Annotated in this window: 15 protein-coding genes; 9 read left to right on the forward strand and 6 right to left on the reverse strand. The window is 38.5% G+C overall.

The genetic code is table 11. From position 1 onward, the window contains the following. Positions 1-17 precede the first annotated feature (17 nt). From GXP67_RS35845 to GXP67_RS35865, 5 genes are all read right to left on the reverse strand, one after another. Positions 18-4,091 (reverse strand): hybrid sensor histidine kinase/response regulator transcription factor, encoded by a 4,074-nt coding sequence (locus GXP67_RS35845; protein ID WP_162447587.1) that lies wholly within the window; start codon positions 4,089-4,091, stop codon positions 18-20. A 284-nt stretch (positions 4,092-4,375) separates the two neighbouring features. Then, on the reverse strand, positions 4,376-6,553 hold the full coding sequence (locus tag GXP67_RS35850) for a c-type cytochrome domain-containing protein (RefSeq protein WP_162447588.1): 2,178 nt from the start codon (positions 6,551-6,553) through the stop codon (positions 4,376-4,378). Between the two features lie 36 nt (positions 6,554-6,589). Beyond that, the gene (locus GXP67_RS35855; protein ID WP_162447589.1) at positions 6,590-7,069 is read right to left on the reverse strand and encodes a hypothetical protein; all 480 of its coding nucleotides are present in this window, start codon (positions 7,067-7,069) and stop codon (positions 6,590-6,592) included. Positions 7,070-7,205: 136 nt separating this feature from the next. Beyond that, on the reverse strand, positions 7,206-8,660 hold the full coding sequence (locus GXP67_RS35860) for a DUF1501 domain-containing protein (RefSeq protein WP_162448157.1): 1,455 nt from the start codon (positions 8,658-8,660) through the stop codon (positions 7,206-7,208). A gap of 2 nt (positions 8,661-8,662) precedes the next feature. Next, complete coding sequence (locus tag GXP67_RS35865) at positions 8,663-10,936, reverse strand: PSD1 and planctomycete cytochrome C domain-containing protein (RefSeq protein WP_232064799.1); 2,274 nt, start codon at positions 10,934-10,936, stop codon at positions 8,663-8,665. A gap of 1,034 nt (positions 10,937-11,970) precedes the next feature. Here GXP67_RS35865 and GXP67_RS35870 point away from each other — a divergent pair. The 4 genes from GXP67_RS35870 (at position 11,971) to GXP67_RS35885 (ending at position 16,930) form a co-directional block, all read left to right on the forward strand. Continuing rightward, positions 11,971-12,723, forward strand: a complete 753-nt coding sequence (locus GXP67_RS35870) for a hypothetical protein (protein ID WP_162447591.1) — start codon at positions 11,971-11,973, stop codon at positions 12,721-12,723. Positions 12,724-12,996: 273 nt separating this feature from the next. Beyond that, a complete protein-coding gene (locus tag GXP67_RS35875; RefSeq protein WP_232064801.1) occupies positions 12,997-14,520 on the forward strand; it encodes a lipopolysaccharide biosynthesis protein in 1,524 nt (507 codons plus the stop codon). Between the two features lie 518 nt (positions 14,521-15,038). Further along, entirely contained in the window at positions 15,039-15,977 is a 939-nt protein-coding gene (locus GXP67_RS35880) for a hypothetical protein (protein ID WP_162447593.1), read from the forward strand. A gap of 32 nt (positions 15,978-16,009) precedes the next feature. Then, positions 16,010-16,930, forward strand: a complete 921-nt coding sequence (locus GXP67_RS35885; protein WP_162447594.1) for an alpha-1,2-fucosyltransferase — start codon at positions 16,010-16,012, stop codon at positions 16,928-16,930. Between the two features lie 39 nt (positions 16,931-16,969). On the opposite strand, the gene GXP67_RS35890 is transcribed toward GXP67_RS35885, so the two are convergent. Then, positions 16,970-18,262, reverse strand: coding sequence for a DUF418 domain-containing protein (locus tag GXP67_RS35890; protein WP_162447595.1), 1,293 nt, complete (start codon positions 18,260-18,262; stop codon positions 16,970-16,972). A gap of 492 nt (positions 18,263-18,754) precedes the next feature. Between GXP67_RS35890 and GXP67_RS35895 the strand changes: the two genes are divergently transcribed. The 5 genes from GXP67_RS35895 (at position 18,755) to GXP67_RS35915 (ending at position 24,662) form a co-directional block, all read left to right on the forward strand. Beyond that, on the forward strand, positions 18,755-19,156 hold the full coding sequence (locus GXP67_RS35895) for a hypothetical protein (RefSeq protein ID WP_162447596.1): 402 nt from the start codon (positions 18,755-18,757) through the stop codon (positions 19,154-19,156). Further along, complete coding sequence (locus tag GXP67_RS35900; protein ID WP_162447597.1) at positions 19,138-20,247, forward strand: HTTM domain-containing protein; 1,110 nt, start codon at positions 19,138-19,140, stop codon at positions 20,245-20,247. The genes GXP67_RS35895 and GXP67_RS35900 overlap by 19 nt, the downstream gene beginning before the upstream one ends. Before the next feature lie 199 nt (positions 20,248-20,446). After that, positions 20,447-20,920 carry a peroxiredoxin gene (locus GXP67_RS35905; RefSeq protein WP_162447598.1) on the forward strand — a complete coding sequence of 158 codons (474 nt, stop codon included), beginning with the start codon at positions 20,447-20,449 and terminating at the stop codon, positions 20,918-20,920. 276 nt (positions 20,921-21,196) lie between these two features. After that, on the forward strand, positions 21,197-22,675 hold the full coding sequence (locus GXP67_RS35910; protein WP_232064802.1) for a PhoX family protein: 1,479 nt from the start codon (positions 21,197-21,199) through the stop codon (positions 22,673-22,675). 70 nt (positions 22,676-22,745) lie between these two features. Then, positions 22,746-24,662 carry a cytochrome c peroxidase gene (locus tag GXP67_RS35915; RefSeq protein ID WP_162447599.1) on the forward strand — a complete coding sequence of 639 codons (1,917 nt, stop codon included), beginning with the start codon at positions 22,746-22,748 and terminating at the stop codon, positions 24,660-24,662. Positions 24,663-24,756 lie beyond the last annotated feature (94 nt).

Consider the following 24,756-nt stretch of genomic DNA (forward strand, 5'->3'; position numbering starts at 1 on the left):
TCTTCTTGGCAAATCTATCAATCCTGGCCTAACTTATCATCTTTTACCCCATACTCAGAAGGAGGAACTCCATATAATTTACGGAAGCTTTTTGTAAAATAAGAAAGGTTGCTAAAGCCCACTTTATAGGCAACCTGCGAAACAGTTTCCTGTTTAGAAGCGATAAGAATAGCTGCTTTCCTTAACCTGAAATCGCGGACCAACTCTACTGGCGGCTGATCAGTTAGTGCCTTTAATTTCCGGTACAATTGTGTATGACTCATGTTTAATTGCTCTTCCAGAACTTCTACATTAAAATCTGTACTCTCGTAACTTTTTTCAAGGATACTGAAAACTTTTTTCAGGAATTTCTCATCAGTAGAGGAATATTCAATTTTATTTGAATCCTTACTTGAATCGACGAGCATTGCAGTTTTGCTAAAACGCTCTCTTAACCGCCGGCGTTGTAAGATCAGGTTCTTTACCTGGGCAATCAGTTCTTCTGTATTAAATGGTTTGGTCAGGTACACGTCTGCCCCATTCTCCAAACCCACCAGTTTGTCTTGCATAGATGCTCTTGCCGTGAGCATAATGACAGGAATATGACTGGTGCGCTCATCGGTTTTAAGCTTACGACACAATTCCATGCCTGTCATCTGGGGCATCATCCAGTCACTTATAATCAGGTCGGGGATCAATTCCTGGGCTTTATCTAATCCTTCTTTTCCATTCGAGGCATGAACCACACGGTATTTTTCAATAAAAGTATTTCTGATATAAGAACTTAAGTCGGCATGATCTTCTACAATTAACAGCAACGGCAAACTCTCATCCAGCTGATTAGGAAGTTCTTCCAGAGAATAAGAGCCATCCGTTAGCGAATGATCAGATAGCCTGGCAACTAATTCCTCATTATGGGTTTGCAGAGAACCATCTATGGATTCTTGCTGGGAAACTTCTTCCAGGGTTAATTCTACAAAAAAACAAGATCCTTTGCCTGGCTCACTTTCTACCCGGATGTTGCCTCCATACAGGGAAATTAGTTCTTTTGTTAAAGAAAGACCGATGCCTGTTCCTTCATAATTGCGGGTATGTGAACTATCAATCTGATAAAATCGGTCAAATATTTTTTCAAGTTTATCGGCTTCTATCCCAATACCTGTATCTCTTACTGTAACTAATACTTTCCGAAGCTTACTCTTAGAATTCTGAATAGGTTCCACAGATATATTTACAGAGATTTCACCTCCCCTTGGAGTGAATTTCATGGCATTGGAAAATAAATTAGTAACTACTTTCTCAATTTTGTCTTTATCAAACTTAACCCATAAACTGCCGGGATTATGATGAAAATTGAGTTTTATCTGGCGGTGTGCGGCCAATGAATCAAATGAAAAGAAATGAGCTTTTACAAAAGCCATCAACTCCCCTACTTCATTTTCCAGACGCATACCTCCGGCTTCCAGCTTAGAAATATCCAGAAGCTGATTAATAAGTTGTAGCAATCGGCGTGCGTTTCTGAGCATCAGGTGGAAATAGGCATAGGTATGGCTTTCGCTTGTTTTTTCAGCAAGCATTGTTTCCAGGGGATTAATGATCAAGGTTAAAGGCGTACGAAGTTCATGGGATACATTGGCAAAAAACCTTGATTTCATCTGATCCAGTTCGTGTAATTTCTCAGATTCCAGACTTTTGAGTTTTAAATTGTGTTTCAATCGTTCCCGGCCCACAAAGTATTCTTTGCCGTAATATAATATAGCTATTCCTGCTACTACATATATGATATAAGCATAAATGGTCTTCCAGAATGGAGGAGTAATAGTGATTTTTACAGCCATTCCTTCATTATTCCAGACACCGTCATAATTAGCTGATTTTACTCTGAACGTATAGTCACCCGGATCAAGGTTAGTATAGGGTGCGTACCGCCGGGTGCCAGCTGTTATCCAGTCTTCATCCAAACCTTCCAGCTTGTAGGCATAGGTATTCTCTTCAGGTAAGGAATAATTGAGGCCTACAAAGTCAAATGAGAAAAAATTTTCATTGTAGGGCAATACAATAGGCTCACCTGTCTGAATACTTCTTGGTTTCTCCATTACTTTAAATCCACTAATGCGTACTAAAGGGGCATATGGATTGGTAAGAAGACTATCAGGATGGAGTATGTTCAATCCGCTATTGCTTCCAAAATACATGTAACCTTTGCTGTCTTTGCAAAAAGCACGGTTGAATTCATTGCTCAGCAATCCGTCATGTACATCATAATTCCGCAAGGTTTTAGCCGCAGGGTCATACTTAAACAAGCCTCCTTTGCGGCTGACGAGCCATAAATTACCGGAATTATCTTCCAGAATTCCATGAATAACCATTCGTGATAATTCTTTGGGGCCTTGTGCCGGCGTATATTTGCCATTCTGGGGGTTGAACTGATATATGCCTCCTGAAGCTGAACATACCCACATTACCCCTTTACTACTCTTATAAATGTAATTCATTGATTGCTCGCTAGCTACAGAATAATAGGAGACAAACTCACCTGTGGCAGGGTCAAAACGGTTTAATCCATCGCTGGAGGTGGCTAACCATAAAATCCCGTTTTGATCTTCAGCAATATAATCTACATTAAACTGTGTCTTAGTTATTACATTTAGCCGGTAGGTTTTAAATGTTTCTGTATTCTTGTTAAAAAGTGCAAGCCCATCCCGTGTACCTATCCATATCCTCCCTTTTGTATCTTCATAAACAACATTTGCATAGGGAAAAGGCAGACTTGTTGTATCCCCCTCTTTGTATTCGAAATTAGTAACCTGCCCCGTAGAGATATTGATCCGTTTCACACTTGCACTCAATGCAACCCACAAATTACCATCTCTGTCTTCTATAATCGAATGAGCTGTATTGGTGCTTAAATTTTTAGGGATAGCAGCGCTATAAGAATACTGAGTTATCTTTCCTGTTTTTCTATCAAGTTTATCCAAACCAATCCGGTTTCCAATCCATATATTACTGGAAGCATCAGCATATAACGAGTATATATAACTATCCCTGAGACCTTTAGGATCTGTTGTATTATACTCAACGGCTGCTATTTTTTTCTTGAGCAAATCCGTTTTATTCACGCCCCCTCTAAAACAGGCTACCCAAAGAACTTTGAAACTATCTTCATACACACACATAACCGAATTATCGCTTAATGACGCAGGCGAAGAAGAAAGGTGTTTATAACGTATGAATTTACCTGATTGCCTGTCATATTTGTTAAGGCCACCATGCTGTGTACCCACCCATATATTTCCGAATGAATCTTCCCGAAGCGATAAGATAATATTATCACTCAAGCTGTTTTCATCAGCATAATCATGCTTAAATACAGTATAGGTTTTATTAACCCGGTCAAACTGTTTCACACCATCTCCCATGGAACCTACCCATAATATGCCTGTACGATCTTCACAGATGGCATTGACTGAACCTGCAAACTTAGAATTATCAGCGGTAGCGGTTTTATGCAGGTATCTGGTAAACTTTTCCGTTTTGCGATCAAAATGGCTTAATCCTTTGGTGGTACCTACCCAAAGATTACCTAGTTTATCCTCGTAAATGATATTGATTGTATTTTCTGTCCAATGCTTAACCGCCGATGGATTATGCATAAACAAGGTAAAACGGTTAGTAGCCGGATCATATTTATTTAATCCCCTGGTAGTACCTATCCACATCAACCCGGCACGGTCCTGATACACATATTGTATGTCATTATCGCTGATGGAATATTGATTGGTTGTATCGTGTACAAATACTTTAAATGTCTCGGTAGATTTATCGAACACATTTAATCCGTTTTTGGTAGCAATCCATAGTTTTCCGGAGCGGTCTTCATAGATAGATCGGATTAAATTGTCACTGATACTTCCTGGTTTGTCTGGGTCGTGATCATAGACCACAAAATCGTATCCATTGTATTTATTCAGTCCATCCCTGGTTCCAAACCACATGAATCCCTCTTTGTCCTGAATAATGCTGTAAACGGTACCATGAGACAAGCCTTGTTCGGATGTAATATGATCAAATTTGATATCCTGATTCTGAGCATAGCTAACAGAAATTAGCATAAAAAACAGACATGCTTGTAAAAAAAATCTCATGAATTGATTACCCAATAACATTCAATAGTATAAGCCAGCGCTTTTTATAAAGGTAAGAAAAAAGAGTTGACAAAACAGGCAAACAACGACAAAATAAATGATTATATATTCAATGCAAACGTTTACTTGTGATGTGGGTATTTAAAAGTTTTAATGTAAAAAGACAGCTTTAGTTAGCAAACAATACGTTTAAAGTGCATATCTGCTATTTTCCGGTTACAGGCAATAAGTACAGGCTTGAGGTAATCTGCCTAATTGAGCAACAATTCATCGACCAGAAGCATGGCAGGCCTGTGTTTGCTTGTATGCCATGCCGGAAGTTTTTTAACAGGTTTTGCCACAATCTTCAAATAAGAGATATTTTCTGTGGGTTTAAAGGTGCAGCTTATCAATTTGATAAAAGGTTTACTCTCTCCTTTGGGCAACTCTGGTTTGAGTGTGGAGATTAATTTCATCTGGTCTCTGGTAGTTCCGCCCCATATTTCTACTTCCTCGGGTGGAAATATAATTGTTTCTGGTTCAATCAATGTATTCAATGCTACAGAGGACAATTTTATTGGGTTTTTAAACTCCAACAGTACTTCCATATCATTTCTAAAATAGCCTGCCCAGTGATTAGCCCAGGCCGGACTATTGGCATTAAAGCCACCCAGTATTCTATTAAAGAATGTTTTGGGGCCATCTGCCTGGTGAACTTTATTCAGGCGTGAAAGAAGTATCACACTATCGGGCTTATAGCTGTTTTTGTAAAAATTAAAGATTGCTATATCACTACCATACCATCCAGATTTGTATGCCCTTGCTTTAATAGTTGTATTTCCCTGTAATATGATCTCTTTATCAAACAAAGGCGAACGGATGCTATCTGGCTCACTTCCGTCAGTAGTATAGCGTATATCAACGCCTTTTATGGGATGAAACAATTGCAGTGGAACGGATTGCTCAAAAACCGTGGATTTGTTTTTTACCTGCGGTGTATTCAGTTTAATGGGCTGAGTGCTTTCAGCTCTGTATCCGCCAATGAACTCGATATGTTTATTCGCCTTTTGCAGTTGCCCAATTTCGGATGCTGTCAGTGGCGTATTCCAGATGGCTAACGTATGTAATTTTTTAAATGAACCAATATGCTGTTTTACATCCTGATACGTGACCTGTGTTCCGGAAAGTGAAAGGTTTTGTAAGTGTGGTAAAGCCGCTAATTCCTGAAGTCCTTTTCCGGTAACCCTGGTAAAATTCAAATTTAACTTCCGCAGGTTTTCAAACTGGCGTATACTTTTCAGATCGGTATCTTTCACCGGCATCTTACTTAGTTCCAAAGATACAATCTGTGATTTAATTTCTTTCAACTCATCCAGGCTTTGGGAGGTGAAAGCTTTTGGATTGTAGAAATTTACGGTGAGTGCAGGAGATTCTGTGGCCAACGGAGAAATAACCCGGTAATCTGTATTGAGCTGTTCAATTGTATTTTCGTCTGCTGAGGCAAACTGAAATATGTCTTCCGTACGCTCGGCAGGTGTAAACAATGCGGAAGCAAGTACCCGTAAAGAATCATTGGCAGGAAACTCAATTAGCTTTTTCTTGAAGTCAGCTTTTTTTTTGACCCATAATTCCAGGAGTATAATTTCCTCTTCGGTGAGTTGGGTTTTTCCTTTCGGCGGCATATGCTTTTTGTCCGCCAGGGGCAAGTGTACTCGTTTTAGCAGCAGACTTTCATGCGGCTTCCCCGGCACAAACAATTTGCCTGTTTTTCCGCCTTTAAGTAATGCCTGGGCATCTGTCAGCATTAATTCTCCTTTTATTTTATCAGGATTATGGCAGCTGATACATTTATTTTCCAAAATAGGCTGAATCACATGGTCAAATACAACGGCTTGTTCCAGCGGAACTATCTCTACTTGCGATGAAGTGATCGGTTCTAAAATAAAATTGTCTCCATGCGTTAAGGTTGCACCAAAATGCCCGGCAAAAATCAAACATAAAGTAGTAACGATGGCTCCGGCTCTGGCAACCGGTGCTTTATACCAGGCAGCGTTTCTGTACCAGTAAATGAAAGAGGCTACAAACACAATACTAATTCCTGTCCACTTATGCCATTGCAGTACATCTCCAGAATAGCCTTCTTCTCTGGCTAAAAACAAACCCATAATAACGGTAATGGCAGAAGTCAATACGCCAACCAGTAAAACATTGGAAGTAAAATCCCTGAAAAATTCCTGTGTATTGTAAGAGGTTTTAAACCGGAAAAATTCCAGAAACATAGAAAGCATTAAAATGGCAATAGGAAAGTGCAGCATCAGCGGATGCATTCTTCCCATCGGTTGCAGCCATAGAGGTATGACCAGTTTTTCTTCAAACAGGAGGAGAAAGAGGATAAATACATTCAGTACAAACAACACATTCCCTGCAAAACCCTTAAAGGTACTTTTCATACACTACTTATTATTAAAGCATTATTGGTTGTAGTTTCACTTTGATTTTTTACGTTTGTTGCCATATGCCTTGGACTCAAATCGCATCGTTCCATCTTTTCTTTCCCCTTTGATCTGTATATGCGAAAAAAAGGCAGTATCGATTTTGGGTAAACCATAAAAGACACCACTCAAATATTTGTAAGGAATTGTATCTGACTCTTCATAGTGTAAGGTATACGCTACTCGCAAAGAATCACCTATAGGTTTCCAATGTAGTACATGAAACTTACTAAATCCTACCTCAATACTGTCTTTTTTATTGGCTTCAATTAGATCTTCTACATTATTTGGCCACTTATTACTTAGTTGTCTGTAGTGGTGTAAAGAGATTTGTAACTGCATTAAATCTTGATTTGAGACTGGTATGGCGAATACCTCCATGATGGGCTTACCAATTGTATTTTCGACTATTTTACATGAAGCAGCCAGTATAGTTACGATGATAGCCAAACAATACTTCCACTTTTTCTTCATGTATTTGTTGCAATAAACAATAGTAGAAAAGAATATGATTCAAAAAGCCTTTACCACAGGCATTAGAATTCATTGATGATAATACTGGTCTTCAATATTAGAAACAGGGTTTCAGATTATCTATGAGTATGTTCAGTTATACTAAAATATCTTTTACTACTTTACCAGCCACATCCGTTAAGCGGTAACGTCTGCCTAAATGCTTAAAGATCAACTTCTCATGGTCTAAGCCTAACTGATGCAGAACGGTTGCCTGGAAATCATGCACATGCACCCCATCCCGGATTACATTATATCCAAACTCATCGGTTTCTCCATAGACTATTCCTGGCTTTACGCCTCCGCCTGCCATCCAGATGCTGAAACAACGCGGATGATGATCCCGGCCATAATTATCTTTGGTTAACTTACCCTGGCTGTAGTTGGTGCGACCAAATTCTCCACCCCAAATTACCAGCGTTTCATCGAGTAAACCCCTTTGTTTGAGATCAGTAACTAGTGCAGCAGATGCCTGGTCTACATCTTTTGCCTGATGTGTGATTTCATAAGGCAGATTTCCATGTTGATCCCAGCCCTGGTGATATAGTTGCACAAAGCGGACACCACTCTCAGAAAGTTTACGTGCCAGCAGGCAATTGGCTGCATAGGTGCCGGGTACTAAACAATCAGGGCCATACAACTTCACAATGCTATCTGGTTCTTTGGATAGATCCATTACTTCCGGCACGGCGGTTTGCATGCGGTAAGCCATCTCGTATTGATGTACTTTTGTTTTTATTTCCGGATCACCAAATTCTTCATATGATAGTTGATTGAGCTCAGCCAGATTGTCAAGCATTTTTCTGCGTTCCTGCCGATCGAGTCCATTAGGATCTTTAATGTAAAGTACCGGATCTTCTCCGCTGCTGAACTGTACCCCCTGGTGAATAGAATCCAGAAAGCCATTACTCCACAGCTTGGAATATACGCCCTGTCCGTTACCTATTCCCCGGGAGAGTAAAACGGTAAAAGCAGGAAGGTTTTTATTTTCACTGCCTAACCCATAGCTCAGCCATGAACCCATACTTGGCCGGTTGCCTTGTTGTGCACCCGATTGAAAAAAGGTAAGTGCTGGATCATGGTTGATCGCTTCGGTATGCATAGACCGTACGATACAAAGGTCATCTACAATTTTAGCGGTATAGGGAAACAGATCACTCACCCAGGCTCTGGACTCTCCATACTGGTTAAAATTAGTGAAGGAACCCACCATTGGAAAAGAAGATTGGTTAGCCGTCATGCCGGTTAGCCTTTGACCACCTCTTACAGAAGCAGGAAGTTCTTGTCCCATCATTTCCCGTAACTTCGGTTTGTAATCGAAAGATTCCAGCTGTGAAGGCGCTCCGTTCTGGAATAAGTAGATCACCCGTTTGGCTTTAGGGGCAAAGTGTGGCAGGCCGGGAGTCAGGCCGCTTGCGTCCCATTCATCCTTTTTGAAAAGATCAGGGATAAGCAAAGAACCTAAGGCTACACTGCCTAATCCTAAACTTAATTTAGATAAGAAGCGGCGCCGGTTGAAAGTAAGGCCGTGTTCCAGGATTTCATTTTCTATCTTCATGACTTTGCAATGGCTTCTTCAAGGTTATAAATCGTATTCACTACTTGCATCATAGCAGCCAGGGTAATAGTATCCAGGTCTGTAGGAATCGGATATTCTCCGACTGCCAGTAATTCCTGTGCACTTTTCTTTTGCAGGGTTTGCAATTGCCCTTTGTAGTAGGTATGTAAAAGTGTCAGCTCTTTCTGACTAGGTTTTCTGCATACAATCATGCGGAAGGCTTTGGTAATCTGGTCTTCAGGCTGAGTATTTTCTTTCAACAGTTTTGCTGCCAGTACACGGGAAGCTTCCAGCACTGTTGGATCATTCATCATCACCAATGCTTGCAGAGGCGTATTGGTCGAAGTTCTTTTTATTTCACACTGATCCCGGTTGCTGGCATCAAAAATAATCATAGAAGGCGGCGGCACGGTACGCTTAATTAAAGTATACATACCCCTGCGGTACAGCTTTTCATTGTGATCCTGCTTGTAAATCGATAAAATTCCCCGGCCGGAGGAAGCGCCTTCCCATAAGCCTTCCGGTTGATAGGGTTTAACACTGGGGCCACCAATCGTTTTCACCAGTAAGCCGCTGCTTTCGAGTACCATATCCCGTACAAATTCTGCCGGAAGGCGTTGACGGGGACCACGGGCCAGTAGTACGTTTTCCGGGTCTGTTGCTAATTTCTCAGGTGTAGCTACCGTAGATTGCCTGTATGTAGCTGAAGTCACGATCTGCTTGACCAGGCGTTTTATATCCCATCCATGTTCCATAAAGTCTACAGATAACCAGTCGAGCAATGCCGGATGGGAAGGAAGTTCGCCCTGCATTCCAAAATCTCCAGATGTTTTTACCAGTCCTTTCCCAAAAAACTCCTGCCATATCCTGTTCACATAGACTCGTGAGGTAAGCGGATTCTTTTTATCGAACATCCATTGGGCTAAGCCTAATCTGTTCTGTGTATACTTTTTGTCGAATGGCAAAATAGATTTTGGTGTACCTGGCTGTACTTCGTCTTTAGGCGCATCATACACACCACGGTCCAGCACATAGGTTTTACGTAAAGTATCCAGATCGCCCATTACAGATACAATCAATCGGCTGGTATCTTGTTTATTGACAAAAGTTAATACCTCTTGGATATCTTTATCACTGATCTCCATTAATGGCTTTTTGGCATAGGTTTCTGGGCCACCCACCACAGATTCAATGCCCACTTCTTTTACATTATTAAAGAATGAGAAGAGTTGAAAATATTCTTTCTGAGAGAAAGGATCATATTTATGGTCATGGCAGTTGGCACATTCCATAGTTACGCCCATTAAGGCCTTGCTCACCGTATTGGTACGGTCTGTCACATACATTACCCGGTACTCTTCCTGCACGACTCCTCCTTCTTCAGTTATTTTATGGTTCCGGTTAAAACCAGTTGCCAGAAGTTGTTCTTTGGTGGCATTAGGCATCAGATCGCCTGCCAGCTGCCAGGTAATGAACTTATCGTAAGGCAGATTATTATTAAAAGCATGTATCACCCAATCCCGCCATGGCCACTGTGTACGGTAACTATCGTCCTGAAAGCCATGTGAATCAGCAAAACGGGCAACATCGAGCCAATGTAAGGCCATCTTTTCTCCATAACTAGGTAGGGCGAGTAATTCATCAACCACTTTTTCATAGGCATGGTCACTTGTGTCAGCCAGGAAACTGTCCATCATTTTCAGGCTTGGTGGCAAACCTGTCAGATCAAAGCTAAGCCGCTTGAGTAAACGTTCTTTGTCTGCCTGCTCGTTGGGTTCTATTCCTGTTTGTTCCAGCTTGGCCAACACAAAATCGTCTATCTGATTTTTTGACCATTTCTTGTTTTCTACTTCTGGCAGTTGAGACTTTACCGGAACTGTAAATGCCCAGTGAGATTCATACTTTGCTCCTTGTTTGATCCATTTTTCGATCAGCTTGATCTGATGGGAAGTTAGCTTGAGATTAGATCCTGCAGGCGGCATTAATAAAGTAGTATCTTTTGTAGAAATCCGCAGGAATGCCTGTGATTGTTCTGGTTTACCCGGTACCAGAGCATGTGCAGATGGATGTTCAGCTAATGCTTTGTAGGCTTCGGCCTCAATATCTAACCGCAACCCTGCCTCCCTCTTATTCGCATCCGGGCCATGACAAGCATAGCAGTTATCTGACAGGATGGGTCTGATATCAAAATTGTAGCTGACTTTCTCGGGTAGTTTTTCCAGGGCAACCCCATTGGCTGAGCTCTTCTTACAAGCTTGTATAACTGCCATTGCAAAAAATAGCACACAAGGTATTAAATAAAATATCCGCTTAGGCATATAACCAATATTTTAACCCAATTAATGAAATGGCTTTTATTTAGCTGACAGGTAATCTCTATATCTTGCACATCTCAAATTCATGCAAATTTACTAATTAATCTTTATTAAATATCAATTTTAGTCTATTTTGCATTTCATATGCCTACTTTATAAATTCTAATTAGTTACAGTGACAATGAAACAGAAGCAAGAATATTTTGCAAAACCATCTATAAGGAGCCCTATACGTGGATTTAATCTCGGCCAAAATTTGCTTTTAGTTTCAGGTAGGATTTACTGCCCATAAATAAAACCGACATCCACTTGCTAAAAATCAGAACATAACCGCTGTACCTATAGATTCCAACAAAATAGCAGTTAATTATCCCCCTACTTTATGGGCTATCCACGTAGTCATGATCTAAGCGCTAAGCTTCTGTCCTGGATTTTATAAAGAAAATTGCAGCGGCAAACACAAATTTTTAAAGAGCCTATATGAAAGCAAAACAGGTCAGAAAAGAGATCAACCTCCACAGCAGAAACAGATTTTTAGTGTGAACAGTATAAAAGAGAAAGTCCTGTAAAAAACAGACTCGCCTGCCTGGCACAAAGGGTTAATTATAGAAACTGTTCTATGGTGGAGAAAATAGCAGGGGCGATCCGAAACAAAAGTAATTCGAATGAAAATATACCTCTCCATACTTTTACTTCCTGTTATAAACTATATTCCTTCAGACTTTCATCCCTAATGTTTCTGTAAAAAGCTAAGCACAGCGTATTAGTCAGGTAGGTGACCAGAACTTCTAAGTTTTCAGCCAGCTGATAAAATGTTACCAGTCGGCCAATGTACGTATTCAAAACATAGTGAAATATCTTAAAGAGAAGGCAGGTAATTATTACCCCGCCAGGTAATTGTTGTAGAGTAGAAATTAGAGCATACCTATCATTCACCATTCGTGGAAACACAAGATTAAAAAGTACAATTTAACTGATTACTATAAATTATGGAAAAACAAGCAAATTTGCTTTGGACTAGTGGATGGGATTCTACTTTCCGGCTTCTTGAACTCTTACTAATTCAGAAAAGAGTAGTACAGCCTTATTATATTATGGACCATACTCGAAAATCGCTTGAAATGGAACTTAAAACGATTGAAAAAATTAAGGCCATGATATTTAAGAAGGCTCCTTATACACAACAGCTTCTGCTACCAGTTATTTTTAAAGAATTGAGAAATATCAAACCAAATAAAGATTTGAGTCAGCAATACAAACGGCTGGCCGCTTTGAAGCCACTAGGAGCTCAATATGAGTGGCTAGCCTGTTTTGCAGAAGAAGAAGAAATTCATGACCTTGAATTATCTATTGAAACCAGAAGTCCCGGTTTCTTTTCCACTTTTGTAGATCCCCATATTATCAAATATAAGGAAGGAAATAACTATACTTTTAAAGTAGAAGATGAACCTTCAAATGTAGAAATTAAGTTTTTTAAAAATTTCAGGTTTCCTATTAAAGAATATACCAAATTAGACCTGCAACAAATGGCTATTGATAATAACTTTATTGATATTATGAATGAAACCTGGTTTTGCCATACTCCTCTCAACCAACAACCTTGTGGCATTTGCAAGCCTTGTCGTATGACCATAGAAGAAGGCTTGCGAAGACGCTTACCATTCAAAAGTCAATTAAGAAATTTTATCGTAAATTCTGTTAAACCTTCTGTCAAACAAATAATAAACGTGATTAAAAAATAATTCAATAAATTAAAAATGTATAGATATCTTGATGAAAAAGCAAAAGTAGCCCGGAGATATGTATATATAGTTCAATCTTGAAAGTCTGCTCTTGTACTTTATGTTTGATTGTTTTATAAGTAAGCTAAAAATCTTTCAATACTTTTCATCTATTTCTGTGATAATTCTTGTTTAAACTTTTTACGCCTGGGGTCACTTTTGATTAACCATCATAAAATATTCAAGAGAGTTCTCCTATTACTATTTGGCCGAATCTATGCCTGAAACTAATAAATGAGTGATAATTTAACTTCTAAAACAGTTAGGGGAATTAAGTGGAATTCTGTTGCAACTGTTACTAATACTGTAATACAACTTGGCTATAGTGCTGTGATGGCTCGCTTATTAGACCCCTCTGCTTTTGGACTAATGGCAATGGCCGGAGTAGTTTTAGGTTTTAGCACCTATTTTTCACAAATGGGAATGAGTCAGGCACTTATTCATCAAAAAGAACTCAATAAGGAGGATATACGTGTTGCTTTTACTGCTTCTTTTATATTAGGTATTGCTTTTTTTTTGATAACCTGGTTAGCTGCTCCTTTATCCCTATATATATTCAATAATCAGGAACTTATTCCCATATTACGTGCAACCTGTGTTTCATTAGCGATAAATGGGATTGGCTCTACTTCTGCCAGTTTAATGAGGAGGAAACTGGAGTTTAAGTCAGTAGCTATCATACAAATTACTTCTTATCTGATCGGATATGTTTTTGTAGGAATGACGATGGCCTATCTTGGGTTTGGAGTATGGAGTTTAGTATATGCTTCTATTTGCCAGGCAATTTTGAGTACAGTCTTATCATATATGTATGCACAACATAGCCTTCTTTTGCTCTTTAGCTGGAAATACTATAAGCCACTATTCGCCTTTGGCAGCAAAATGTCTTTTATTAGCTTTATAGATTTTTTAGGCTCTGACCTGGATACGCTTCTAATAGGACGTTTTATGGGAGAAACCTCTCTGGGCTTATATAACCGGGCTTTTATAATCATCAGACAACCTGTAGGTTTAATAGTAAGCACAGTTTCCAGAGTATTATTCCCAGCTTTTAGCCGTATACAATCAGAAATTTCACGGTTAAAAAAGGTATATCTATTCTCTGTTTCTTCAGTAGTACTCATTGTATTTCCTATTTGTTGTGGAATTTCTATCGCTTCTGAACAAATTGTGCATTTAATGCTAGGTAATCAATGGACAGCAGCCATTCCTATTTTACAAGTACTAGCTTTTACCACTCCTTTCAGAGTGCTTATGCATTTTAGTGGTATTATTTGCGATGCAACCGGTACATTAAAATGGAAAGCTATCCTGCATCTATTATATTTTGTAGTGCTGGCCATATTATTTTTTGCCTTTAAATCCTTCGGTATTATGGGTTTTACCTATGCTGTGCTACTTGCGGCCATTATTAAAAATATTGGATATTATTTCATTATTAGAAAAATATTAAGGCTTACGATAGCAGAGCTACTGAAAGCTTACTGGGCTGGTATTTTCTCCTCTATAATTACAAGTATTTTTGTCTATGTTACTGCTGTTCTCTTAGAAAACTTTCATTGGCCTCAGCTAGTTGTCTTGTTAGCTATGGTTATAGCCGGAATTATTGCCTGGCTATTGTCTTTATATTTAAATCCGGACAAAGCTTTACTCGCTGAGCTTTACCAGAAATTTGGTAAGGATTTGATTAGTAAGAAAAGTAATACCACTCTTGGGCGATTTTTTATAAAAGCAACTAAAAGTCTTACTAACCAGTAAGTAAAGTGCAACTACCTCTTCGTAAAATTGATATTATAACCTAAATGGTGTGTACACTTTTAATTAATTCCAGGTTTAATTATTTTAGGATAATTATCTTAAAAAATATAAAGAATCAAATCTAATAAACACAACCTTTATTGGATATAAAAGGTATAGGTAACATGCACGTATCATTAACATTAAAAGGTGAGAAAGCAAGAACATCAAATCCGAAAGTATGATTAACCGGAGTTTACAGAGTCATTTATAATAAATGTTTTCAAGTGAAGATCGCTCAGAATTGTTTTTAAACAATTTATAAGCTGGCAAACATTTATTGCTGATTACCCCGCCAGATTTGATTTCTCCTAAGTAGTTAAATCATAAAGACTTCTCAAAGTTACATTTCTTTTCTTTTACCTATTTAGAACTTTAGAACCATACCTTACCAGGTAAATACACATAACTAAAAATTTAAATAAACTAATATTTTTTATAACTATATTAATCATAATGAATAAATTTCTTAATCAATTATGTTAACCCTAAGCAAATTTCTTCCTGCTTCTCTACGGGGGTATATCACACCGTATAAAGATTCCTTTTATTACTGGCTCATCCATTCCAGTATTGAGTTCAAAGAAAAGAATAAAAAAAACAAAGTTATATTTTATCCAGACTACCCTGGATGCCGGCATCTGTTAGGAAGAATTTTTAGGTGCCTTAATTATGAGATTACCAATGATATTAGTGCATTTAGAGAAGCCAGATTTATTGTAAACTGGGAAGATACTACTTTTCGCACCCCATACAGAGAGCTTTTAGATATAGCCGATTCCAGGGAAATAATAAATATCCGATGTCAGGACATTAGTAAAAAACATGTGGATGAGGTGTTTGAAAGAGTATTTGGATATAAAACCATAATTGACCCTACTACTTTTCGGGGTAAATGCGTAAAAAAAAGCGACATAAATGCACTACATGATGGAACCATTATTAACTGTCCTATTGAAATACCAGAACCAGGTTTTATATATCAAATGTTGATTAATAACCAGCTCGATGATTTTCTTATAGAAGACATCCGTACACCTATCTTTAGGGATACGATTCCATTTACTTATGTTAAACATCGCCCGGTTAAAAGCCGTTTTGCAAGTAAAAACAATACATGTGTTATCACAGATACCAAACAGGTATTTACTCAACAAGAGATTAATAATATTATTACTTTTAGTCAGGAGATGTGTTTAGATTTTGGCGAACTGGATATTTTACGGGATAGAGAAAATGGTAAAATTTATATTGTTGATGTAAATAACACGCCTGGCGGTCCGCCTAATGGATTATCAAGGGTAAATACATTTAGAGCTATAAAAATGTTAACGCTTGCTTTCATCGAAGCCTTTATCGAACGTGAATCCAGGCCTGCCTCTAAACAAATAAAGGCCACAAGCAAAGTTATAGTGTAATTGCACTTTCATAAAATAAAGAATTTGTCTTTATGGTAATCACAGTTAACAATTCCGGTCAACTAGGAAACCGGCTTTTTTTATTTGCTCACCATATTGTTAATGCACTGGAGTATAACTACCAGCTGATCAACTTAGGCTTTAATGATTATGCACCTTATTTTGTATCAACATCAGAAAATGACTTTAAGGGTTATCCTGTAAGCTTACATCTACATGGGAAAAAATTACCGAAGCAAACACTGCCTTTCTTTAAATATAAGTTTACCTACAGGCTGCTTGAATTTTACAGCAATCTCCAAAGCAAATCTAAAAAATGGGTTATTATTTCGGATGAAGGCAAAGATTATGATTTGAACAACCCGGAATTTGTTAAGTATGCCACTACTAGTACTCTCATTTCCCATGGCTGGTTGTTCAGAAATAAGCAAAAATTTTCCACCCATTCAGATAGCATCAGAAAAATATTTACTCCCCTGCCTGGTTACACAAATAATATAAATACGCTAATCGATGAATGCCGCAATAATTGTGACATTTTAGTGGGTGTACATATCCGTAAGGGAGATTATGCAAATTTTAAGGAGGGAATTTACTTTTTTACCAATGAGACTTATCTGGAAAAGATGAACACCATTGTAAATTTTTTTAAAGGTAAGAAAGTAGGATTTCTGTTATGCTCGAATGAAACAGTAGATATGTCTGTATTTCAGGGATTAACTACCTTTATTGCCAATGGACAATTTATTGAAGATATATACTCGCTTGCTCAATGCGACTGTATCATAGGTCCTCCCAGTACGTATTCAAAATGGTCTAGTTTCTATGGTGAGGTGCCACTTTGTAGTTTTACCAAAGATCAGCAAATAACCCCCAACGATTTTGAACTGATCTATTCTACTAAACCAACTATTTTTTCAAAAATATCTGTTTCTTCAGCTAGCTCTTTATAAAGAAATGGATAAACCTCAATATCAAAAAGTTATTACTTTCTAATACTGAGCCTGATTAATTTTAATAGGCTGTATTTTTCTATAAGATAATGATCGCCATACCCATTCTATTGGGCCAAACTGAAAATGGCTTAACCACCAGTGGCTGAACACAAACTGCAACAAAAGTATTACTACAGCAATACCTACTCCTGTAAAGGGGCCAAAATTTCCAATCAATCCCAATCCTACTCCATTGAATAACAGCATACAAATACTGCTTTGCAATAAATAATTGGTTAATGCCATTTTCCCCATAGGAACAAAAATACGCAAGCTGTTTTGCCAAACAGGCTTTTGCCAGGCTACAGTAAATAAAGCCGTATAACACATACTGAGAGGCACTACTCCCAACATATAAACAATTGATTGGGCTAAGCCCAAAAATGATGGCGGTGTATCACTTCCTTTTTCCATAAGCCACACAAGCGCAACATTAGCAGGCAATCCTACTACTAATCCCCAGACTATAAGTTTTTTCAATAAAGGCAGGTGCAATTCAGGATTTTTAAACAACTGTTTTCTACCTATATAAAATCCAACCAGAAACATAGCCAGCACTTTAAAAAACCGGCCTGTATAAAGCAGATTATTAAACCGGTAGCAGGCACTTACAATATTTGATTGAATAATTGTGCCATAGTCGCCTTGTAACTGGCTTAATCGCCCACCTGTTAGATGCAAATGTTGCTTTATAATTGAAGCGGCTATAACAAACAACATTCCTGGCTGCACTTTCCCACCGGCAGCTAATACAATTCCATATTGGATAACTGGAAGGATAAGCAATACTACTGCCCAGATTAATAGTGTTTTGTTACTTTTATTACGAAAGAGCAACAATATAAAGCCACAAAATGCATAAGAAGATAAAATATCACCTGTCCATATTAATAATAAATGTGCCAGCCCAATCAAAAATAATATCCATAACCTACGCATGTAAAAAGGCAAAAAGGTAGATTCTTTCTCCTCAGCTCTTAAGAGTTGAACAGCAAAGCCAATCCCAAATAACAGCGAAAAAAGAGAGTAAAACTTTCCTTCAATAAAAAAATGAATTAATGACAGTGTAATTTTATCAGCTTGTGCAAATGGCAGAACAGCTGCCTGTTGAGGCGTCAGGTAATAATATCCCATCAAAAAAGGCAGATTTACCAATAAGATACCACAGATAGCAAATCCTCGTAAAGCGTCTAAAATTTGTATCCGCTTATCGAAATTTACCGGCTTGAGATTGTTATTATTTTTTGCTTCTATGCTGATAGCAGAACCACTTTGCTGGGATTTTTTCATTTGCAAAAGTTAGAGTATATAAAAATGGGGCATCGTATTTTTATACTTACGCCAAATCCCCTTCTCAATGAATAATGACTGTTTTCGATAGCTGATTCGGATTCTTACTATTCTTTATTTTATACTTTAGTAACCGGTTGAAGGCAGAAGATTTGATATAGTAAGTTAAATTTAACCATCCGGATAGATAGCTCTGCAAAGTATGTGGTATTTATTTATCATACTTATTGCTCTACTGAATATTGTATAGATCCAGCAAGTATACACTTTTTCAAAAGACCAGCTTCATTGTTTAGTCAGTCATACTTACAGGCATCGAAGAAATAGTAGGAGAATGCCAAAAAAAAGCATATCTTCTGGTGATTTTCTTCTGGAAAACATCATGAAAACAAGTGGAAAGTGTTATGCTGTACTCGTAATGGTAGCTTTTCTTCTACCTAATATGTATGTCATCTATCGGGGCAAGAGTCATTCCCTTTTACCCATGCACCTATGTTTGCCCATTACATAGATGAAACAAGGCTGTTTTATGATTTTGAATTTATCGGGCAGAATGAACGTATAGAAAAAGTTCTGTATCCTTCTTATACAGAACCTTTGCAAGCAAAAGACCGATTGATCAGACGGTTTTTCTTCAATAAAGTCTATGGGTCAGTGGAGGAAAGTTCTTTTAGCAATTTCAAAGAAGACACAGCAGATCAGTTGAGCGTACGTTTGGAAGATTTTTTCGCTGCCTATTTCAGGTATTTACAAGCAGATACCTTAAATATTAAAACTGTCCGTCTGGAAGTACACCAATATGATAACACATATGTATTAAAAGAAAAGCATATAGTGGGGCATTATGATATTTCAACAGGAAAATTCATCCATACATGGAAAAACAGTCAGTGATATACCGTTTTGGGGCTTTTTTAAACACTTACTTCTTCTCCCAGATAAGCGGTTACAAGCTAGGACTTATCCGGATCATCCTTGTTGGAGCGACTCTGGTTCAAGTTTTTAGCAGATATCATGCTATGCATCGGATTACATTTATTGATGCTGCATTTGATTTTTTACATATGCCAAGTCATCTCCTGCAGTTTTTATCTATTCCATTTCCGCTGCCAGTAGAATTCAGATTGCCTTTTGCTATTAGTTATTATCTGATTGGCAGTTGTGCCATGGTTGGATTGTTTACCCGTCCTGCGGTATTCATTTTTGGATTGTTCAACATTTATATTTTTGACATACAACTTTCAAGGGGATTGTTCGATCATGAAATGGGCTTGATCTCGCAGGTATTTCTTGTTTTAGCATTAGCCCCAGGTTCTTCCAGCTTTTCTATAGACCGGGCCTTTAGCTGGCTGTTACAACGAGCCAGGAAAACCAATACATTGTCATTCACGAAATATCTGCCAGGCCCACCTGTTCCAGTTTGGGGTTTGAAACTAATTATTATTCTATTAGCCTGTACCTATTTTACGGCCGGACTCTCTAAAATTCGGTATGGTAGCTTACAATGGCTCGATGGTAAAACACTTACTCATTACCTTAATGGCAGTGCAAGCCCGTATGTTTCTGGCAGCCGTCCTATATTTACAAGCCCTACTTATGTTAGGGAAGAGAAAAAATGGAAAGATGGTTTTGGTATTTATAGTTATTCATGGGGAAACAAGCAAAGGAATAAGCACCGTCTAGAAATAGGGAGAATTATTGCTGCTAATTCCTATCTGATGATTGCTCTTTCCCTATCTACTGTTATTTTTGAACTCAGCAGCTTTCTTCTCTTGACTACAGGCTGGCCAAAATTTCTTTACTTATTAGGTGCAATAGCCATGCATCTAACTATCGGGTATTTAATGGACTTACATTTTTTTAAGTTTCAGTTGTTGTGTTTGTTATTGGTAAATTGGCAGTGGGTTTTCCAGAAATTATTACCCAACGCTATTAAACAACTTAAAAAAGCCCCAGCGCTTATATGGGTTAATGCCCGTAGCTAAATTAAGAAGGAGTATTTACCTTTTTCAGCTACATTTGCCGGCATGCCCTCTGCTAATCAAATTAGATTATTACAATAATATATAATAAAAAACCTTTATTATATATTTCAGAGGATATATCTACAACAGAGCATCTTAGAAAAATATAAACTTTTTAAACATTATCTGTGTTATCAAGGGTAAGATAAAAATACACTAAATGTCATTACCTATAAACCGGCAAGCACCAGATTTTTCCTTGTCCTCTACTAGTAGCAAGATCTTCACCTTAAGCAAGGATCTGAAAGATAAAGCCTGTATCCTGTTTTTTTACTCGAAAGATTTTAATTCAACATGCACCCAGGAAGCGTGTGCTTTCAAAGAAACATTTGCGCTACTCAAGCAACTAGATATTGCTGTGGTAGGAATCAGTAAAGATGAATTAGCCACTCATTTAGCATTCAAGAATGAATATGATCTTCCCTTTGAGCTGCTTTCAGATAAAACCGGGGAAGTAACTGCCCTGTATGAAGCTTTCTTCCCTTTCATTGGATTGAAAAAAAGAATTACCTATCTGCTAGACAGGGATCATAAGATTGTAGCTGTATATGAAAACTTATTTGATTCTACCAAACATGTGCAATATATGCTTGATAAGTTGAAAGAGAATCAAGCCCTGCAGTATCAAGTGTAACTGATACTGATCCATCCACTTATGAGTTGATGTGGTAATTAAAAATATATATTATTCATATTTATCGAAGTTTGAAATCATATTATATTAATATGGCATTCAGACAATGATATATTGATTAAATATTAACTGGTTAGTTATAAGGATTTTATAGAGTTATTTATACTTATTATTAATTACTTTAGAAATGGTTTCTTAAATTCCCATTAACATTGATATAACATAAGCACTGTAGTTTTGGCTGCAAATTTTAACACCTAACCACTCCTATATCTTATGTTTAATCCTACTCTGAAGAAGAGCCTGGCGTTAACTTCTCTTGCAGTAACGCTTTCCTTTACAAGCTGTGAATACCTGGAGGAATTTTTACCCGGTGATGATGCAGCCAGCAAAGTACAACTCAAAAATCATTCGGTAACCCCGGCACTGATCAAAAGTTTAGCAGGTTTTGAAAACGCCAAAATGTATTCCATTATAGGCAGTGATGACCAGCTTCCACAGTCTCCGGATTTTAAATTTGGCGGTTCTGTGGATGGGGCTGGCTGGCTGAAATCACCCGACGGAAAAGGATTTGTCTATATTACTAATCATGAAGATAATTTTGCAGTTTCTAGGATCTCCTTCGATGAAACTCTAAAACCCGTAAAAGGAGAATACATACTCAATTCAGATGGCGGTCAATGGAGATTATGTTCAGCTACGCTGGCTACGCCACAGGAACACGGTTTTGGGCCAGTATTTCTGACCTGTGGTGAAAGTGGTCCTGAATCCCGTACGCATGCACTGAATCCATTTGCGCCGGCAAATTCTGCCAGTGTAACCCGTGAAAAGCCTGCCTTAGGCCGCTGGAGCGCAGAAAATGCAGTACCTTTGGCAAAAGATGCTTACTCTGGTAAAACAGTAATTATTATTGGCGATGATGATTCCAGCGTAGGTGGCGGACAAATAGCTTTGTATATCAGCAACCAGGGCGATCTGGATAACGGCCATTTATATGTATTAAAACGCAGAAGCGAAAGCCAGCGGGAGATGGATATGACTACTGGTGCTACCCATTCGGTTGAATTTGTAAAAATAGAAAACCATGAAGCGCTTACTGGTGCCGAAATCAATGCCAGAGTAGATTCACTGAAAGCCATCAAATTTGGCCGGGTAGAAGACATCGACTACCGCAAAGGAGGTGGAGCCAACAGCCGTGAAATTTATTTCAATGTAACCGGCCAGAATAATTCTGGTGCCAATGCCGATTATTCCAGAAGCAAATACGGACGTGTATACCGGCTGGTGTTAGATCCGTCTAATCCGCTAAAAGGCTCATTAACTTTAGTACTTAATGGTGATGACCGCAATGGAAAAGCTAAACTGTTTCAAAATCCGGATAACATTGTCGTTACAAACCATTATGCCTATATTAAAGAAGACCCCAATGGATATGGCGATGAAACACACGATTCCTATATCTATCAGTATAACCTGATTACCGGCGATTTGAAACCAGCTTTGGAACTCGATCACCGCCGCAATGCCGATGATGCAGCCAAATACAATGTAGGGGGTACTTCAGAATTTGGCGACTGGGAGTATGGAGCTATGGTAGATATCTCTGAACTAACAGGCATTCCCGGTACTTTCTCTGTAAATATTCAGCCTCATACCTGGCGGGGTGAAGCCTACAAAAATCCGGATGGTGGTTCTCTTCGCCCTGATGAAGACCAGGCCAGCCAGATGATCATCATCAAAGGTTTGCCCAGATAAAACATACCTTCTGACCACAGAACCTGCCAGGATACGCTGGCAGGTTTCTTAATTTCATAGCCGTTAAATCATGAATAGCAAACAATTTATCCTATTATCAACTCCTTTCGTATTGTTATTACTTGTACTGGGATATTGTACACCAAAGAAACATTCACCACTACGCCAGATCACCCAGGTAAACCAAAACTATACACGTTATCTCAACCGGCTGGATACTTCACTTACAGAATTAAAAAAGGCGGTAGAAACAGATCAGCCTTCCATACAGGTACAACAGGCTTTTCAGGAAGCCAGATTAGCTTTCAAAAAGATTGAATTTCTGGCTGAATACTACAATCCGTATACCGTAAAAAGTATGAACGGACCGGCAATTGATGAAGTAGAAGAAGATGATCCCACCGAAAAAATCATTTCTCCTACCGGTTTTCAGGTAATGGAAGAATTACTTTTTCCAGTCTATGAATCTTCCAGTAAAAAAGCCGTATTACAGGAAATAGGCATTCTGAAAGCTTGTCTCAACCGCTTGCGTATGGTTAATGAAACTACCCAAATGACGGATGCGCACATTTTTGATGCCATGCGCCTGCAGGTGTATCGAATCATTACATTAAGCATTTCCGGTTTTGATTCGCCGGTGGCTTTTCATAGTATGCCGGAAGCAGCCTCGTCTATAGATGCCCTTCAGGAAACATTTACCATTTATAAACCTTCCCTCCAAAGTAAATCACCTGCGCTTTCTCAACAGGCAGATCATATTTTTATTAATAGTATTCAATATCTGAAACAACATTCTGATTTTAATACATTCGACCGGGCAGCATTTATTACCCGGTATGCCAATCCTCTATCCAGGCTGTTGCTGGAAGCCCAGCAAGCCTTACTAATACCATTACCCTCTCATATGCGGGCTTTCTCTTCCAAAGCCGGAACCCTGTTCGATACAAATGCCTTCAACCCGGATTATTATGCGCCAGATCAGAACTCCTACCTAACACCTGCAAAAGTTGAGCTGGGCAGATTGCTGTTTTTTGATCCGATACTATCCGGAAATGGTGCCCGTTCCTGTGCCTCTTGTCATAAACCTGAAAAAGCCTTTACAGACGGACAAGCGAAAAGCATTGCATTCGATTTTAAAGGAGAAGTCAGCCGGAATGCCCCTACCATTATAAATGCTGGCTTGCAACGAGCCTCTTTCCATGATATGCGGGTAACTTTCCTGGAAGATCAGGCTACCGATGTATTAATGAATGCCAGCGAAATGCATGGTTCGATGCAAAAAGCAGTGAATATGCTTGAGCAAAGTGCAGAATATACGGGTTTATTCCAAAAGGCTTTTCCACAAGATTCTGTCTTTTTAACTGAACGGAATCTGAAAATAAGTATTGCCAGCTATGTGCGTTCACTTACCAGCCTTAATTCCAGATTTGATCAGTACATGCGTGGCGGCACCACCAGACTTACAGCACTTGAAAAACAAGGCTTTAATGTATTTATGGGAAAAGCTAAATGTGCAACCTGTCATTTTATGCCGCTTTTTAATGGCACCGTTCCACCGGATTTTGATAAAACAGAAGCGGAAATACTGGGAGTACCAGCCAGTAAAGACACCTTGCATCCCAGGCTGGATACTGACCTGGGAAAATTTTCCTTGTATAATAAAACACTTCACAAATTTGCTGTCAAAACACCTACCCTTAGGAACATAGCCCTTACAGCTCCTTATATGCACAATGGGGTATATGATACACTGGAAGAAGTAGTAGATTTCTACAACAAAGGGGGCGGAACCGGGCTAGGTATCGATATTCCTACTCAAACCCTGCCAGATGATAAATTACAGCTAAGTATTCAAGACAAAAAATCGCTTATTGCGTTTATGCAGGCATTAACAGATACTACTGCTTTAACTGGTACTCCTAAAAGGTTACCTTCCTTTCCTGATGAGGTAGCTTTGAACCATAGAAAAGTAGGTGGAAAGTATTAAAACAGTAATCAGTATAATCTACTCAGTTAATAGCTTATACTGAACTCTTGTGGGTTATTCATTGCTAATTTATAATCAACATGGTTGCAAGTTT

Origin of the sequence: Rhodocytophaga rosea (genome assembly GCF_010119975.1) — a bacterium.
Classification (GTDB): Bacteria; Bacteroidota; Bacteroidia; order Cytophagales; family 172606-1; genus Rhodocytophaga; species Rhodocytophaga rosea.

Coding starts and splice junctions, on each gene's coding strand:
- GXP67_RS35890 (WP_162447595.1), bottom strand. CDS start 18,262: ATGAAAAAATCCCAGCAAAGTGGTTCTGCTATCAGCATAGAAGCAAAA.
- GXP67_RS35870 (WP_162447591.1), top strand. CDS start 11,971: ATGGAAAAACAAGCAAATTTGCTTTGGACTAGTGGATGGGATTCTACT.
- GXP67_RS35900 (WP_162447597.1), top strand. CDS start 19,138: ATGGAAAAACAGTCAGTGATATACCGTTTTGGGGCTTTTTTAAACACT.
- GXP67_RS35910 (WP_232064802.1), top strand. CDS start 21,197: ATGTTTAATCCTACTCTGAAGAAGAGCCTGGCGTTAACTTCTCTTGCA.
- GXP67_RS35845 (WP_162447587.1), bottom strand. CDS start 4,091: ATGCTAATTTCTGTTAGCTATGCTCAGAATCAGGATATCAAATTTGAT.
- GXP67_RS35885 (WP_162447594.1), top strand. CDS start 16,010: ATGGTAATCACAGTTAACAATTCCGGTCAACTAGGAAACCGGCTTTTT.
- GXP67_RS35880 (WP_162447593.1), top strand. CDS start 15,039: ATGTTAACCCTAAGCAAATTTCTTCCTGCTTCTCTACGGGGGTATATC.
- GXP67_RS35895 (WP_162447596.1), top strand. CDS start 18,755: ATGTTTGCCCATTACATAGATGAAACAAGGCTGTTTTATGATTTTGAA.
- GXP67_RS35855 (WP_162447589.1), bottom strand. CDS start 7,069: ATGAAGAAAAAGTGGAAGTATTGTTTGGCTATCATCGTAACTATACTG.
- GXP67_RS35915 (WP_162447599.1), top strand. CDS start 22,746: ATGAATAGCAAACAATTTATCCTATTATCAACTCCTTTCGTATTGTTA.
- GXP67_RS35865 (WP_232064799.1), bottom strand. CDS start 10,936: ATGGCAGTTATACAAGCTTGTAAGAAGAGCTCAGCCAATGGGGTTGCC.
- GXP67_RS35875 (WP_232064801.1), top strand. CDS start 12,997: ATGAGTGATAATTTAACTTCTAAAACAGTTAGGGGAATTAAGTGGAAT.
- GXP67_RS35905 (WP_162447598.1), top strand. CDS start 20,447: ATGTCATTACCTATAAACCGGCAAGCACCAGATTTTTCCTTGTCCTCT.
- GXP67_RS35850 (WP_162447588.1), bottom strand. CDS start 6,553: ATGAAAAGTACCTTTAAGGGTTTTGCAGGGAATGTGTTGTTTGTACTG.